This is a genomic window from Methylophaga frappieri, from assembly GCF_000260965.1.
GTDB lineage: Bacteria > Pseudomonadota > Gammaproteobacteria > Nitrosococcales > Methylophagaceae > Methylophaga > Methylophaga frappieri.
This window is the reverse complement of sequence record NC_017856.1, coordinates 772,491-787,374: the sequence shown is the minus strand read 5'-3', so window position 1 is coordinate 787,374 and position 14,884 is coordinate 772,491. Positions and strand designations below refer to the sequence as shown.

15 protein-coding genes are annotated in these 14,884 nt (G+C 44.2%); 13 read left to right on the top strand and 2 right to left on the bottom strand.

The window, feature by feature from the left end:
* Window positions 1–30: 30 nt before the first annotated feature.
* The 12 genes from Q7C_RS03575 (at window position 31) to Q7C_RS03520 (ending at window position 10,364) form a co-directional block, all read left to right on the top strand.
* A complete protein-coding gene (locus Q7C_RS03575; protein ID WP_014703330.1) occupies window positions 31–420 on the top strand; it encodes a GNAT family N-acetyltransferase in 390 nt (129 codons plus the stop codon).
* Window positions 383–1,876 (top strand): lipopolysaccharide biosynthesis protein, encoded by a 1,494-nt coding sequence (locus tag Q7C_RS03570; RefSeq protein ID WP_014703329.1) that lies wholly within the window; start codon window positions 383–385, stop codon window positions 1,874–1,876. The genes Q7C_RS03575 and Q7C_RS03570 overlap by 38 nt, the downstream gene beginning before the upstream one ends.
* Entirely contained in the window at window positions 1,876–2,163 is a 288-nt protein-coding gene (locus Q7C_RS13760; RefSeq protein ID WP_014703328.1) for a glycosyltransferase family 2 protein, read from the top strand. The genes Q7C_RS03570 and Q7C_RS13760 overlap by 1 nt, the downstream gene beginning before the upstream one ends.
* Window positions 2,160–2,879, top strand: coding sequence for a glycosyltransferase family protein (locus Q7C_RS13260; RefSeq protein WP_014703327.1), 720 nt, complete (start codon window positions 2,160–2,162; stop codon window positions 2,877–2,879). Before Q7C_RS13760 ends, Q7C_RS13260 begins: the two co-directional genes overlap by 4 nt.
* Before the next feature lie 55 nt (window positions 2,880–2,934).
* Entirely contained in the window at window positions 2,935–3,993 is a 1,059-nt protein-coding gene (locus tag Q7C_RS03560) for a TDP-N-acetylfucosamine:lipid II N-acetylfucosaminyltransferase family protein (RefSeq protein WP_014703326.1), read from the top strand.
* The gene (locus Q7C_RS13255) at window positions 3,990–4,769 is read left to right on the top strand and encodes an NAD-dependent epimerase/dehydratase family protein (protein WP_014703325.1); all 780 of its coding nucleotides are present in this window, start codon (window positions 3,990–3,992) and stop codon (window positions 4,767–4,769) included. Before Q7C_RS03560 ends, Q7C_RS13255 begins: the two co-directional genes overlap by 4 nt.
* A 422-nt stretch (window positions 4,770–5,191) precedes the next feature.
* A complete protein-coding gene (locus Q7C_RS03545) occupies window positions 5,192–6,046 on the top strand; it encodes a glycosyltransferase family 2 protein (protein ID WP_014703324.1) in 855 nt (284 codons plus the stop codon).
* A 17-nt stretch (window positions 6,047–6,063) separates the two neighbouring features.
* On the top strand, window positions 6,064–6,849 hold the full coding sequence (locus tag Q7C_RS03540; RefSeq protein WP_014703323.1) for a glycosyltransferase family 2 protein: 786 nt from the start codon (window positions 6,064–6,066) through the stop codon (window positions 6,847–6,849).
* Window positions 6,850–7,026: 177 nt separating this feature from the next.
* Window positions 7,027–8,421 (top strand): phosphohexomutase domain-containing protein, encoded by a 1,395-nt coding sequence (locus Q7C_RS03535; protein WP_014703321.1) that lies wholly within the window; start codon window positions 7,027–7,029, stop codon window positions 8,419–8,421.
* Window positions 8,418–9,383 carry a UDP-glucose 4-epimerase family protein gene (locus Q7C_RS03530; RefSeq protein WP_014703320.1) on the top strand — a complete coding sequence of 322 codons (966 nt, stop codon included), beginning with the start codon at window positions 8,418–8,420 and terminating at the stop codon, window positions 9,381–9,383. Before Q7C_RS03535 ends, Q7C_RS03530 begins: the two co-directional genes overlap by 4 nt.
* Window positions 9,384–9,389: 6 nt before the next feature.
* Window positions 9,390–9,953 (top strand): sugar transferase, encoded by a 564-nt coding sequence (locus tag Q7C_RS03525; protein WP_014703319.1) that lies wholly within the window; start codon window positions 9,390–9,392, stop codon window positions 9,951–9,953.
* Between the two features lie 144 nt (window positions 9,954–10,097).
* Complete coding sequence (locus Q7C_RS03520) at window positions 10,098–10,364, top strand: ComEA family DNA-binding protein (RefSeq protein ID WP_014703318.1); 267 nt, start codon at window positions 10,098–10,100, stop codon at window positions 10,362–10,364.
* Between the two features lie 55 nt (window positions 10,365–10,419).
* Here the strand turns inward: Q7C_RS03520 and glnD are convergent, their stop codons facing one another.
* The gene (gene glnD / locus Q7C_RS03515; protein WP_014703317.1) at window positions 10,420–13,056 is read right to left on the bottom strand and encodes a [protein-PII] uridylyltransferase; all 2,637 of its coding nucleotides are present in this window, start codon (window positions 13,054–13,056) and stop codon (window positions 10,420–10,422) included.
* 16 nt (window positions 13,057–13,072) lie between these two features.
* On the bottom strand, window positions 13,073–13,840 hold the full coding sequence (gene map, locus Q7C_RS03510) for a type I methionyl aminopeptidase (RefSeq protein WP_238532360.1): 768 nt from the start codon (window positions 13,838–13,840) through the stop codon (window positions 13,073–13,075).
* Between the two features lie 271 nt (window positions 13,841–14,111).
* Here map and rpsB point away from each other — a divergent pair, with 271 nt between their 5' ends.
* Complete coding sequence (rpsB, locus tag Q7C_RS03505) at window positions 14,112–14,864, top strand: 30S ribosomal protein S2 (RefSeq protein WP_014703315.1); 753 nt, start codon at window positions 14,112–14,114, stop codon at window positions 14,862–14,864.
* Window positions 14,865–14,884 lie beyond the last annotated feature (20 nt).

Below are 14,884 nucleotides of genomic sequence, written 5' to 3'. Positions count from 1 at the left end.
TCTAATGATTCGGACAGGATCTTGAATTTTTTGAGGCAAGTTGATTCTGATTTTTATGATCCTTTATCAGAAAGAGTGAATTTATTCGATTATGCGAAAAAGCTTTCTGATAAAGCAAAAAACCTATTTTTGGTGGCGGAGGAGCAGGTTGATGTTGCCCATTTCGCTTTTTATCTGAATGAGCAACAAAAAAGTCTTTTCATCACATCAATTTCAATAAAAAAAGTTTTTCAAGGTATTGGGCTCGGCAGCTATCTTTTAACAGCTTTAAAGAGATATGCCAGAGACACTAACTACAGACTCATTGAACTTGAAGTTGATTCTCGCTCGCAGAGTCTTATTCATTTTTACAAGAAGAATGAATTTGTAGAGCAAACTCGAAATGGAAATATACTCAGCCTTCAATATAGGCTGCCGTAGAAAAATGGCTTCATTGAGCAATAAAACACTGATCGGTGTCCTTTGGAACTTTGCAGAGCAAATATCAGTAAAGGGCATATCAGTAGCAGTGACATTAGTTCTGGCTTATTTTTTGAGTCCTGAAGACTTCGGCCTTGTGGCGATGATGGCGGTTTTTATCAGTATCGCAACATCACTTATGGACTCTGGTTTCCGTCAGGCTTTAATCCGCTTACCTGAAGTCAGCCAAGAAGATTTTAATACCGCCTTCTTTGCCAATATCCTACTGGGCATTATTTCGTACTTTTTGTTATTTATATGTGCCCCAGCGATTGCCGGGTTTTATGGTGAAAATCAGTTAATTCCATTGATTCGAGTGGCGGGCGTGGTCGTCATAATCAATGTTTTTCAGGTGGTGCAGTATGCTTGTTTGAGCAGAGAAATGAACTTTAAAGCTCAGTTCCGTGCTGCACTTCCCGCTACAATCATCTCGGCCATCGTGGCTCTGGGATTTGCCTATTATGGCTTTGGGGTATGGGCTTTGGTTGCACAGATGCTGACGTCAGCATTTTTTGTTGCCATATTCCTCTGGCTACAGAACCTCTGGCGGCCTAACTTGGCTTGGTCAAAAGCCTCGCTGAAATCCATGTATCGATTTGGTTATAAATTGTTTTTGTCGAATCTGCTGGATACCGGGTTTAAGAACATGTTCGTGGTGGTGATAGCGAAGCTTTTCTCTACGAGTGTTGCTGGTCTCTACTTTTTTGCTGATCGTATCAGAGAAATACTCATATACCAGATGGTTAGCTCTATTCAAAAAGTTACTTTCCCAGCATTGGCAAATATTCAGGGCGATAAAGAACGGTTGAAGCAAAGTTATAAAAGAGTGATTACAGTTACTACGTTTGTTATGTTTCCCATAATCTTGTTTTTTGCCGCGCTTGCGGAGCCACTTTTTCATAGTTTTTTACCAGAGGCGTGGTGGCCTTCGGTGATTTACATTCAATTAATGTGCTTGGCTGGTGTGTTGATTCCCATTCACGCTATTAATTTGAATATGCTCAAAGTGCTTGGCAGATCAGACTTGTTTTTAGGGCTTGAGGTTGTGAAGAAAGCGCTTGCAGTGCTGATATTACTCGTCAGTTACAGGTTTGGTGTAGAGGGAATTTTGCTCGGGCAGATTATTAGTTCCGTTCTGGCATATATACCGAATAGTTATTACTCGAAAAGACTGATTAATTACTCGGTTACAGAGCAACTAGCTGATTTTATGCCGACACTCCTGTTGGCTGGTGTAATTGCTATCTGCGTGTGGCTTGTTCAAATATCACTGGACTGGAGTGCGTTGCCGGAGGTTTTACTGCTTGGAGCCGGTGCTTGTTTATCCTACCTACTGGTCTCCCGAATGTTGAAGTTGCCAGCACTGGGCTACGCCAGCCATCTGCTAACAAATAAATCCGCTAGGAATAATGCCTAATGAGGAATCTGCGTAGCCAAACAGAGATTATGGCGTCATGGGAAGGGGACTTGTCGAGCCCTGTGGTCAGTATCTGTTGTATTACCTATAACCATGATGCATACATTGAAGATGCACTCGAAGGTTTTTTAATTCAGGAAACAGATTTTCCTTTTGAAATATTGATTCATGATGATGCGTCGACTGATAGAACGGCAGATATTATCAGGGAGTATGAAGCTGCTTATCCGAATCTGATTAAGCCGATTTATCAAGTTGAGAATCAATATTCTCAGGGAAAAAAATGAATATTGAGTTTAACTTCACCCGGGCTAAAGGAAAGTTTATTGCATTGTGTGAAGGTGATGATTATTGGATAGACGCAGATAAACTACAGACACAAGTTGATATTCACAAACGGTATAGGAATATTACCCTCAGTTGTCACAAAGCTTTAGAAAAAAATCTCAGTGAAAAAACAGAAAAACTAACATACGTATTAGATGGATGTGATCAGTTCATAGAAACTGAAGATATCGTAACAAGAAAAAAGGGGTATCTTCCCACGGCATCAATGATGATAACTTCAGATTTTATGCAGCAAATTTCTGGCTACTTTAAGTATATAAACCCACCAGTTGGAGATTATTTTATACAGATATTTATGGCTTTTTATGGCCGTGTATATTACTTATCTACACTCACCTCGGTGTACAGGAAGAATGTCGAAGGTTCATGGAGTGAAACACAGTCAGACAGTAATGCACTACTTAACCATCGTTTAAAGATGATAGCAGCTCTTAATAAAAGTTGGACTTATTTTAGCTGGACTTCTAAAGCTAATGCTATTGCCATTCCTTGGGCACATTATTCTATTGGTATTGCCCTTCCGTCTGCATCCTGTTATGCAAGATTGAAAGTAATCAAGTCGTTTTCCCCAGCCTTTTCGATTAAGAAAACTCGGTTACTAGTCAGATACTATGGATTTATTTTCGCAAGATCTTTTAGAAGAATAAAATCCTAAATTAGATTAATTACTCGTTTTGGACTGAGTCATCCATTCTAAATGATATAAAAAAATGACAACTTTACATATTATTCACAACGATAAATTTATTCCACAATTTATAGATTTTATGAAATCAGAATATGATGATTTTGAACAACATATCTTTTATATATTTGACCGAGAAGAACATTATCCGTTACCGGGGTATAGCAATATTATATTTGGATCTCGGTTCGGCACAATAGGGAAATATACTAAGTTAAGGCAACACATAATTAGCTCTGACAAAGTCATCATTCATTTCTTGGCGAGTATGAAAGTGATTTTATTTTTAAATATTCATACATCTTATTTGAAGAAAATTTGCTGGGTTTTATGGGGGATAGATCTCTATCGGCGAGAGCAAGGGAAAAGGAATTTTAAGTGGTATGTTCGAGAGTTTTTAAGGAAACGAGTATTTAAAAACTTGGGAGCCGTGACGACAACCGTACCTGGAGATTTTCTTCTTGCTAAGAAATGGTATGACACAAGAGCCGTTTACATCGAAAACTTGATGTACCCAAGTCATGTCAACAGGGATATAAAGGCAAGGATTACCAGTGATGCTACAAGGCTGAATATTCAAATTGGTAATTCAGCATCTCCTACAAACAATCATAAAGAAATCATCGATAAACTCTCTAAAGAGGTGGCTAAGGATTTTAGGGTTTATTGTCCGTTATCATATGGAAATGAAACATACAAAGCTGAGATTATCGAGTACGGCTATTCTAAACTTGGTGAGAAGTTCGTTCCCATGACTGAGTTCATGTCGTTTGATGAATATACAATCTATTTGAATGGGATTGATATCGCGATAATGAATCATGACAGGCAACAGGCAATGGGTAACATTATCGCTTTATTAGGAATGGGGAAAAAGCTATACATCAGAAGCGATATAACGCCTTGGAGCTATTTCCAAGCAAAAGGAGTGACGTTGTTTGATTCATTAGCCAACATTGAGCTTAAGCCCATTGAACATGAAACGGCATCCCAAAATATTGCAAGAGTTGCATATTTCTTTACCAGGGAAAGATTGAAAAAAAATTGGGATGAAGTGTTTGAAAGCCAATGGAATCTCAGATGAGCATAGAGATTGTTGGCAACGGAATGATGGCTAGAGCCGCTTCTGTGATGAGAGCTAACCTGCCTGTGACAATTTTTGCGTCTGGGGTGTCTAACTCGAATGAGAAAGATGTTTCAGCATATCGGAGAGAGATTAACCTTTTAGAAAGGTCAATTTCCGATAACGCGTTATTCGTTTACTTCAGTAGCTATCTCGCTGAGGATGGTGATAGCAAATATGCACGACACAAACGGAATGTTGAAACCATCGTCAAGCAAACAGCAACTCGCTACATAATACTACGGCTGCCTCAAGTTGTTGGCATAACCGGCAACAACACGCTTATGAATTACTTCGTTAAAGCTATTACTAGAGAAGAGCCTGTTTTACTTCAAAAACATGCCTATCGAAGCTTGATAGATGTCGTCGATGTGATGAGAGTCTTGCAGTTACTGATTGATAAAAATGATATTAATTTGACGTTAGCTGTTGGCCCTGAGCAACCGATCAATGTGATCGAAATATTCAAATTGGTTGAAGAGGCTATAGGGTGTCTCACAAGGTACAAAGAGATAGATACTGGGTCAAAGCAATTCGCAAATCTGTCTGAATTAAAAAAAATACTAGGAAATAAAGATGTTCTTTTCGATGACCAATACCAGAAACGTGTCATTGAAAAGTATGCGATGGAACTATTCCACTTGAATCAGATAAATTTCCAAAACCAGAAAAACGCTTCAGCGAAGAACACCAAGATCCAAAAACTGTTTTCAGACAAATTGGAAGGAGAGTTATGAGTAACAAATACTCTCCACTTAATGCTATGTTTGATGATACTACCTTAAATGCTCAGATTCGCACTTTCTTTGATGCCTTTTATGCTGGTGCGATGTGAGTCATAAAGAGCGGGGTTATTCGCCATTTTCTCTACAATTCTAGTGTTTAGGCTGCTCCGGTTGAGGTATCGACTTGCTGAGTTCAGGAATCACAACGCTGTCACTACCAAAGAGGTTGGTTATCATTTGTATAACCTCCATCGCGTATTTCAACATCATAATGCGGCGTCTTCTAGAGCCTGGGACAGACAGCTCGGAGAAGCATACGATGATGGCGTAACAGGTTTTACTAAGAATTGTCCCGACCCCATGACGCTGAATGCCAGAGTTTATGAATGGTTTCTGAATATTTTTTATGACAGATATCACCAGGAAGGCAAGTGATGGATGTGTCTGTCATCGTACCAGTGTTTAATCAGTGGCATTTGCTACCAGATTTAATAAAAGCATACTCAAACCAGTCAGGCGCATTCTCCAGAGAGCTTGTGATCGTCGATAATGGTTCAGATGAGATACCCAAACTCCCTGAAAATGAGGATATCACCATTCTTACATGTGAAAAGCCGGGTTCCTATGCTGCGAGGAACAAGGGGTTGGATGCAGTGTCAGGTGAGCTAATTGTATTCACGGATGCTGACTGTGTGCCGAGTGATGATTGGTTAAATCACCTTTATGAGGCTTATTCTGGCTCTGATCGGAAAACCTTGCTGGCTGGCAACGTGATTGTTCGCAGTAACAGTCAGCAGCCATCCTCAGCTGAGCTTTATGATATTGCCGTAGGCTTGCCACAACAGCGATATGTGTCCAGAGGCTATGCGGTCACCGCAAATCTGGCGATTCCCCGCGCTGTATTCGATGAGATTGGATTATTTGATGAAAGCCGTTTTTCAGGCGGGGATGCGGACTTTTGTCAGCGTGCTTTGGCCGCAGGCTTTAAATTGGAGTATGTGCCAAGCGCTATCGTTTACCATCCTGCGCGAGATACTTGGGCCGCTTATGCAACAAAAGTGAGGCGGGTTAAGGGCGGCCAGATTTGCTCAGGAACGAGGATGAGAAGATTCAAGTATTTTGCGTTGACCCATATTCCGCCCGTATGGAGAGTGATACGCGTGATAAATACAAATAAACTTAATTTTCTTGAAAAATTCAAAGTTATCTGGTTTCAAGCGCGCCTGTGGGGGGTGGAGTTACTGGAGGTTTGGTTGTTAATTGCCGGTAAAACACCTGAAAGACGATAAGTAAAATGATAAAAAAGATGTCTGATAATTTAGTTTCAATCATCACCCCACTTCACAATGCAGAAGAATACATTACCCAAACGATTGAGTCGGTACTGGGCCAGACTTATTCAAATTGGGAGCTGATTATTGTTGATGATGTGTCATCTGACAATTCAGTTGTCTTGGTGGAAAAGTATGTTGCGCAGTATGCTCGGGTTAAGCTGATCAGGCTGGAGCAAAATAGTGGCGCTGCGGTAGCTCGAAATGCGGCAATAAAGGTAGCTAAGGGTCGATATCTTGCTTTTTTGGATAGTGACGATCTGTGGTTACCGACTAAGCTTGAAAAGCAGCTCGCCTTTATGCAGGAAACGGGTCACCCTTTTACCTACACGGCGTATGAAAAAATTAATGAATCGGGCCGGCTTATCGGCAAGGTCGGGGTGCCGGTCAGGGTGAATTATCAACAGCTGCTGAAAACTTGCTATCTCGGTTGTTTAACGGTGATGCTGGATCGGACTTACTTTGATGACATCAGTATGCCGCTGATTCGCCGTCGGCAGGATTTTGGATTGTGGTTGCGGCTTTTAAAAAAAGTCGATTTTGCCTATGGTATTCGTGACGTTTTAGGGCAGTATCGCGTTCATGAAAAATCCATTTCGTCGAATAAATTTACGACATCAGCCTATACATGGCAGCTTTATCGCCAAGTTGAGCAGCTCAACCTATTGAAATCACTCTATTATTTTGGCCAGTATTCAATACGAGGTTTTTTGCGTAACAAATTGCCATTTTTAGCGAGGTGGGTCGGGATTTTGCGATGAATTGGTCTAGTCTAGTTGGGCTGACATAATCCATAACAGCTTCTTGTGCGTTTAGCTAAAAAAGCGGAAATGACAGGCCAAGCGAAGCTTACAATAAATAAGGCGAAATAGTTGGCGCAGGCAAAGACGGTCAAAATAAAAAAATCTGTTAATAAATGAAATTGGAATAGCGCAACCGTGACCAAAATAACTTGTTTTAAAGCATACGACATACGCGGCAAACTCGGCGATGAATTGAATGAAGATGTGGCTTACCGCATTGGTTATGCTTTTGCCAAACAGCGCGATGCCAAAAAAGTTGTGGTGGGTGGGGATATTCGCGAAACCAGTCAGCCACTCAAATTAGCCTTGGCACAGGGATTGATAGAGGCGGGGACTGAGGTGATTGATATCGGTATGGTCGGCACCGAAGAAATCTATTTTGCGTCGTTTTATCTGGATGTGGATGGCGGTATTGAAGTCACTGCCAGTCATAATCCGCTTGATTACAATGGCATGAAGCTGGTCGGTAAAAATGCCAAGCCGATTAGCGGCGATAGTGGCTTGCATGATATTCAACAATTGGCTGAGACGTTGACTTCGCCGTACCCGGAAGGGAATAGCGCATCGGTATTAACCCATAGTGGTTATCAACAGCAATCCATTCTGGCGCCTTACATTGACCATTTACTGACTTATGTCGATTTGCCAAAACTCAAGCCAATACGTTTGGTAGTCAATGCCGGTAATGGCGCGGCGGGGCATGTCATTGATGCCATTGAACGTCAGTTTGTCGAGCTGAAAGTGCCAGTCAGCTTTATTAAGGTCCATCATGAACCCGACGGTCAGTTCCCCAATGGTATTCCCAACCCGCTATTGCCTGAAAATCGCGCCGCTACGGCAGATGCTGTCATCTTGCATCATGCTGATATGGGTATTGCTTGGGATGGCGATTTTGATCGTTGCTTTTTATTTGATGAAAACGGCCGGTTTATTGAAGGCTACTATATCGTTGGGTTATTGGCAGAAGCCTTTTTACGCAAACAGCCGGGCGAGAAAATCATTCATGATCCCCGGTTAACGTGGAATACGGTTGATCAGGTAACTGAGGCGGGTGGCGTGCCAGTGCAGTCGAAAACCGGCCATGCTTTTATCAAAGAACGTATGCGTCTGGAAAATGCCATTTATGGCGGTGAAATGAGCGCCCATCATTATTTCCGGGATTTTGCCTATTGTGACAGCGGCATGATTCCATGGTTATTAGTGACGGAGTTGCTGAGTGCTTCTGGTAAAACGCTGTCGCAATTGGTGGATGAGCGCATGCAGCAATACCCATGCAGCGGTGAAATTAACTATCGCGTCACCGATGTACCCGCAACATTGGCGCGGATTCTGGAGTTTTATCAGCAACAAAGCCCGCAGCCTGTGCTTGATAAAACAGACGGCGTTAGTCTGGAATTTGACCAGTGGCGTTTTAATTTGCGCGCTTCAAATACCGAGCCGTTGCTGCGTTTAAATGTCGAAAGCCGCAGTAACCCGGCATTGGTCAACCAGAAAGTGGCTGAAATTGAACAGTTAATCGAAGCGCAATGAAAATCTTACTAACCGGCGCCACGGGTTTTGTCGGCCGGATGGTTGTCGATGCTGCCATGCAGGCGGGACACCAGCTGACTGCTTTGGTCAGACAGCAAACGATGCAGTTGCCGGCAGAGGTGGTTCAGATTCAGTCAGAAAGTAATGTGTCTAGCGACGTCGCTGAACATGCTGTGCAAGGCATGGCGGTGGTGGTTCACTTGGCAGCGCGCACGCATGTAATGCGGGAAACAGAAAGCCAGCCCGCTGAGCAATACCATCAAACCAATGTCGTGATGACGCGTCGGTTAGCCGAAGCCGCTGCCCAGGCAGGCGTGAAACGGTTTGTTTTTATCAGCTCGGTAAAAGTGAATGGAGAGCAAACCTTGTCAGCGCCTTTTACCGAGCAAGACGCGCCAAATCCTGAAGATGATTACGGTCGAAGCAAATGGCAGGCTGAGCAAGTAGTACAGTCAATTGGCAAACAAAGTGGTATGGAAATCGTGATTTTGCGGCCGCCACTGGTTTATGGGCCGGGTGTCAAAGGCAATTTCGCCAGTTTAATACGCTGGTCTGGTTCCAGATTGCCGTTGCCGCTGGGCGCTGTTAAAAATCAGCGATCTTTGGTTGCGCTAGAAAATCTGGTTTCGGCGATCATGCTGGTAATTAGTCATCCGGGTGCGGCAAATCAGACTTATCTGTTGGCGGATGATGAGGTGATTTCTACACCAGAGTTGATTCGTCAAATTGCACGGGTCAAACAGCGCAAAGCGACTCTGGTTCCAATGCCTGTCCGTTTGCTCCAACTGATGGCCGCCACGATGGGTAAACGAGCAGTGGTGGATCGTTTACTTGGTTCGTTGGAAGTTGATGCAACTAAAATCAGCCAACAACTTGGCTGGCAGCCGGTGATAACGATGGCGGAGCAGTTGCAAAAATGTGTCGCAGCCAGCATGGATTTGCCAAGTTCTCAGGAGCACTAATCAAGTATGAATCATCCCGCTATCCGAATACTGGACTTTTTTTTGGCGTTATTTGGCCTCATCGCCAGTTTGCCAGTGCTGTTGGTGTTGATGGTGATCGGTTTTTTCGATACGGGTTCGCCGATTTTTAGACAGCAACGGGTGGGACGTTTCCAGCAGCCGTTTACCTTGCTTAAATTTCGAACGATGCGTGTTGATACCGAACAGGTCGCAACACATCTTGCCGATCGGAATGCAATTACCCGGTTTGGGCACTTTCTGCGGCGCAGCAAACTGGATGAATTACCACAGCTGTGGAATGTGCTGAAAGGTGAAATGAGTCTGGTCGGCCCCAGACCGTGCCTGTATAGCCAAATTGTATTGATTGAGGAAAGAGTCAAGCGCGGTGTGTTTAACGTACGCCCGGGTATTACCGGGTTGGCGCAAATTAATTCGGTAGATATGTCTGAACCAGAGCGGTTAGCGGAAATGGACGCAGCTATGATTCAACAATGGCACTGGCAGGATTACTTTCGGTTCATTATTGCCACCCTGTTAGGTAAGGGAAAAGGGGATCGCGTCCGGCATTAGCGCATTCACTGAAAACCTTGAGTCGTCCTGACTGGAGACGAAAACACGGCAGTCAGGAAAAAAAGCTTGTCAGTTGAGGCCGTGCTGTTTTAGGCTCGAATGTGGTCAGGATGACCATTTATCAAAATTAAAGGAGATGGACGGATGTTAAAACAATGGATTGTAGCCTTAATGCTGGCTTGTTCTTTGGCTGGTGGTGCCGTTTTCGCTGCCGATAAAATCGATTTAAATGCTGCCTCTGCTGAAGAGTTACAACTGATAGACGGAATTGGTCCGGCGACAGCGGCCAAGATTGTGGCTTATCGTGAAGCGAATGGCGATTTTACCAATATTGACGATCTGACTAACGTAAAAGGCATTGGTGAGAAAAAAGCAGCCAGTGTTATGGATCAGGTAACAATCGGCGAATAGTATCGGTTGAAATAGTGAGTCTAAGGGGGATGGCATGGTCATCCCCTTTTTTGTCTTAAAAACTTATCGTGGAAACCTTTTGCTCCGCTTGTTGCATTAAGGTGTCTTTGAGTGTGCTGTAGAGATTGTCCTGTTCACTTGATGTTAGCATGTTGTCATCGTCGTTACTAATAAAAAACACGTCTTCTACCTGATCGCCAAGCGTGGTCAATTTGGCGTTCATTAATTGCAGTTGTTGAGACAGCAAGACTTGCGCAACAGCAGATATAAGCCCCGGCCGATCATGCGTATAAAGTTCCATCACAGTATGGTTTAGCTGTGGGTTATCGGTAAATTTAATGGTCGGCTCAGTCTTAAACAGTCGGCTGATGCGCGGCATCATTTGTGGGTTGTAGCCACTGGTTAACTGGGTTCTCGCCAACTGTTGTTGCATGGCATTAATAATATCTTGGTGGCGTTGTGCGGCGCCATTAATGATGAACGTATTCAGCGTATTACCGGTTTCGGTGGTATTGATTTTGGCATCGAGAATATTGAGTTGAAGTTGTTCTAACGTAGCCGTCATTGCTGCGAACAATCCACGCCGATCACGACTAAAAATAAATAACTCTAATGTGGCAGCTTCATTATTATGCTGACGCACCAGAATTAACGGTTCTTGGTCCGGGCGATCTAATCGGTTACGGGTGTGCCAGACAATTTCATCAACACTATGCCGTAAAAAATAGTCCAGACCATAGTCTTGCCACAAGTCACTAATGGACTGATTTTGATAGCCTTTATCAATTAATTCAGCTAAAGCTTGTTGGTGTTTCTTTTGGCTTTTTTCTTCGATATTTTTGGCTTGCTGCTCGGTATTTTCCAGCCATTGTCGTGTACTGTGATAGAGCTGTTTTAGTAACGAATCGCGCCAACTATTCCAGAGGTTTCGATTGGTGGCACGAATATCCGCCACAGTAAGCAGATACAAATAATTGAGCCGTTCAACACTGCCGACCAGATCCGCGAACTCTCGTATGACTTCCGGATCTTCAATATCTTTTCGCTGCGCGGTGGCCGACATCGACAAATGATGGCGGACCAGAAAAGTCACGATCTGGGTATCGTATGCACTGATACTGTGCTGCTGGCAAAATTGTTCCGCATCGGCAACGCCAAGAATACTGTGATCACCACCACGGCCTTTGGCAATATCGTGAAAAATGCCAGCGATATAAAGCAGTTGCGGTTTAGCGAGTTGATAGAACACTGACGAGCAAAGGGGAAACTCGGCGTTAAATTCCTCACAGGAAAAGCGACGTAGATTGCCCACTAGAAATAAGGTGTGCTCATCAACGGTGTAGGCGTGGAATAAATCATGCTGCATTTGCCCGACAATATTACCGAAAGCCGGTAAGTAAGCACCGAGCACACCAAGCTGATTCATCCGGCGAAACTCATGTGTGATGCCTTTTGGCTGGCGAATGATTTCCATAAACAGACTGCGATTTTTAATGTCCTTACGAAAACGCCGGTCTATTAGGTGTAAGTGGGCATGGATTTGTCTGATGGTTGCCGCTCGAATGCCTTTAAGATGGGGGTGTTGTTGCAATAGCAAGAAAACTTCCAGCAGCGCATAGGGATAAAAGGCAAAAATACCGGCATTGATGGTTTCCAGATAGCCGTTATGGGCTTGAAAACGCCGGTTAATCGGTTGGATATCACCCGGTTCAGCCGCCTGGATAATATTTTCTTCGAAAATTTGCAGTAACAAGGCGTTCATCTGACCCACTGCGCGAGCCGCAAGATAGTAGTCCTTCATGAAATGTTCGACGGCCATGCGTTTCTCGGTGTCCTGATAACCGAGCTTTTTAGCAAGTTCACGCTGGTGGTCAAACATCAGTTTTTCTTGTTTGCGGCCGGCTTGGTGATGCAAGGCAAAGCGTATCTGCCAGAGAAACCGTCTGGCTTTTTCCAGGACATCGTATTCACTTTGTGCCAGAAAGCCTTTTTCGTTTAGTCCAGCCAAGTTGGTGACACTGAAATGTTGTTGGGCTACCCAGGTAATCACCTGAATATCACGTAAGCCACCTGGCGACTCTTTGATATTGGGTTCCAGATTATTGGCAGTTTCGTTGTACTTGCGATGCCGCTCAATTTGTTCCTGACGCTTGCGTTCAAAAAACAGCCGGGTATCCCAGGTTTTGTTGGAAACGGTGAGCTGTTCGAGTTCAGTGAACAACGCGGCTTCACCACAAAGATAACGTGCTTCTAACAGATTCGTGGCAATGCTGATGTCTTCCTCAGCCTGCGCTCGACACTCAGCAATACTGCGCACACTATGACCAATATCCAGTCCGACATCCCACAGATCGGTTAGAAATTGGGATAATGCTGCTGGTGGAGAATCAGAAATAGCCTCATCAAGCAAGATCAGCAAATCCACATCGGAAAAGGGTTGCAATTCGCCACGGCCATAGCCGCCGACGGCGATTAAGGTGGCCGGGGTGGCGTCGGGGACATGGGCTTGCCAGAGAAACTGGAGCACTTCATCAACAAACAGCGCTTGTTGGTGAACCAGCCAATCAATATCGGCATGCTTTTCAAAAAAAAGCGATTTGAGGTGCTGCTGAGCAAGACTTAATGCCTCACGACAGGCTAGGCTATTTTCAGCCTTGCCAAAATTCCAGACGGAAAGCTCAGGCTGTGTCATGGTGTTAACCCTGTAATCAGCGTTCTTCTTCACGCAAAGTGAGGATTTCGTAACCGTCGTCAGTTACCAGAATGGTATGTTCCCATTGTGCAGATAATGACCGGTCTTTCGTTACAACCGTCCAGCCATCAGGCAGCTGCCTGACGTGACGTTTTCCGGCATTAATCATTGGCTCGATGGTAAAAGTCATGCCACTTTGCAAGACCATACCCGTATCCGGCGTGCCGTAATGAAGCACTTGCGGCTCTTCATGAAACCCCCGACCAATGCCATGACCACAATACTCACGGACAATGGAAAAATGCTCTTTTTCAGCGCATTGTTGAATGGCATGGCCGATATCACCCAGTCTTATGCCAGGCTTAACCATGTCGATACCAACAAACATGGCTTCGTGGGCAACCCGAACCAGTCGTTGCGCCAAAATTGAGGTTTTACCGACATGAAACATTTTACTGGTATCGCCATGGAAGCCATCTTTAATCACGGTCACATCAATATTAATGATATCGCCATCTTTGAGTTTTTTATCCCCGGGAATACCATGACATATAACATGATTGACCGAGGTGCAAACCGATTTGGGAAAACCATGATAATTTAATGGCGCCGGGATCGCCTTCTGCACATCAACAATATAATCATGGCAGATTTGATTCAATTCATCCGTGGTAATACCTGCCTGAACATGCTCGCCAATCATGGACAGAACTTCGCCAGCCAACCGGCCCGCAATACGCATTTTTTCAACTTCGTCGACAGATTTAATGGTCACAGCCATAATCGCTGGGCAATCCTGATTTGTGGAGTAAACCGTGCTAGTTTGCCGGATTACACTGACTGATGCCAGTCAGAACCGGCTATCTAGCATGAAAAGCGCGTTTCGCTTTGTTTTATAGGGTAAGTGTGGAATAATATGCGCGCCCGTAATCGGTTATTACGGGACAAAATCACACATATGCCGGCACAGCTATCGGGGTGCTGCCTGATTAAATTCGGGGGGTCGATGGTTGGGGTGTATGGAGGATTAACCCCATTATTTAAAGGTAAATATCATGGCTAAAATTACAATGCGCCAAATGCTTGAAGCTGGCGTACACTTCGGTCACCAGACCCGTTACTGGAATCCGAAAATGGCACCGTTCATTTTTGGTAAGCGTAACAACATTCATATTGTTAACCTCGAAAACAGTCTGCCGTTATTCAATGATGCGCTGAATTTTGTTAGCAAGCTGGCTTCCAAAAAAGGTCGTATTTTGTTTGTAGGCACCAAGCGTGCGGCTCAAGATGCGATTCGTGAAGATGCAGAACGTGCCGGTATGCCTTATGTCAACCGTCGTTGGTTGGGTGGCATGTTGACCAACTATCAAACCGTACGTCAATCAATCAAACGTCTGGATGCGGTTCAGGAAATGATTGAAAGTGGTCGTACCGAAGGTCTGAAAAAGAAAGAAGTTTTGACGCTTTCCCGTGAACAGGAAAAGCTGGAAAAAAGTATCGGTGGTATTCGCAAAATGGGCGGCTTACCAGATGCTTTGTTCGTCATTGACGTTGATCATGAACGCATTGCGATTCAAGAAGCCAACAAACTGGGTATTCCAGTTATTGCGGTAGTGGATACCAACAGTAATCCAGATGGCGTTGACTATGTTATCCCGGGTAACGATGATTCAATGCGCGCTATTCGTTTGTATACCGCCAATATTGCGGATGCGATCCTTGAAGGTCGTGCTTCAGTAACCACCGGAGACAGCGGCGATGAGTTCGTTGAAGTGGTGGAAAACGATACCGAAGCGGCAGCGGAATAAACACTGACGTTTCACGGATA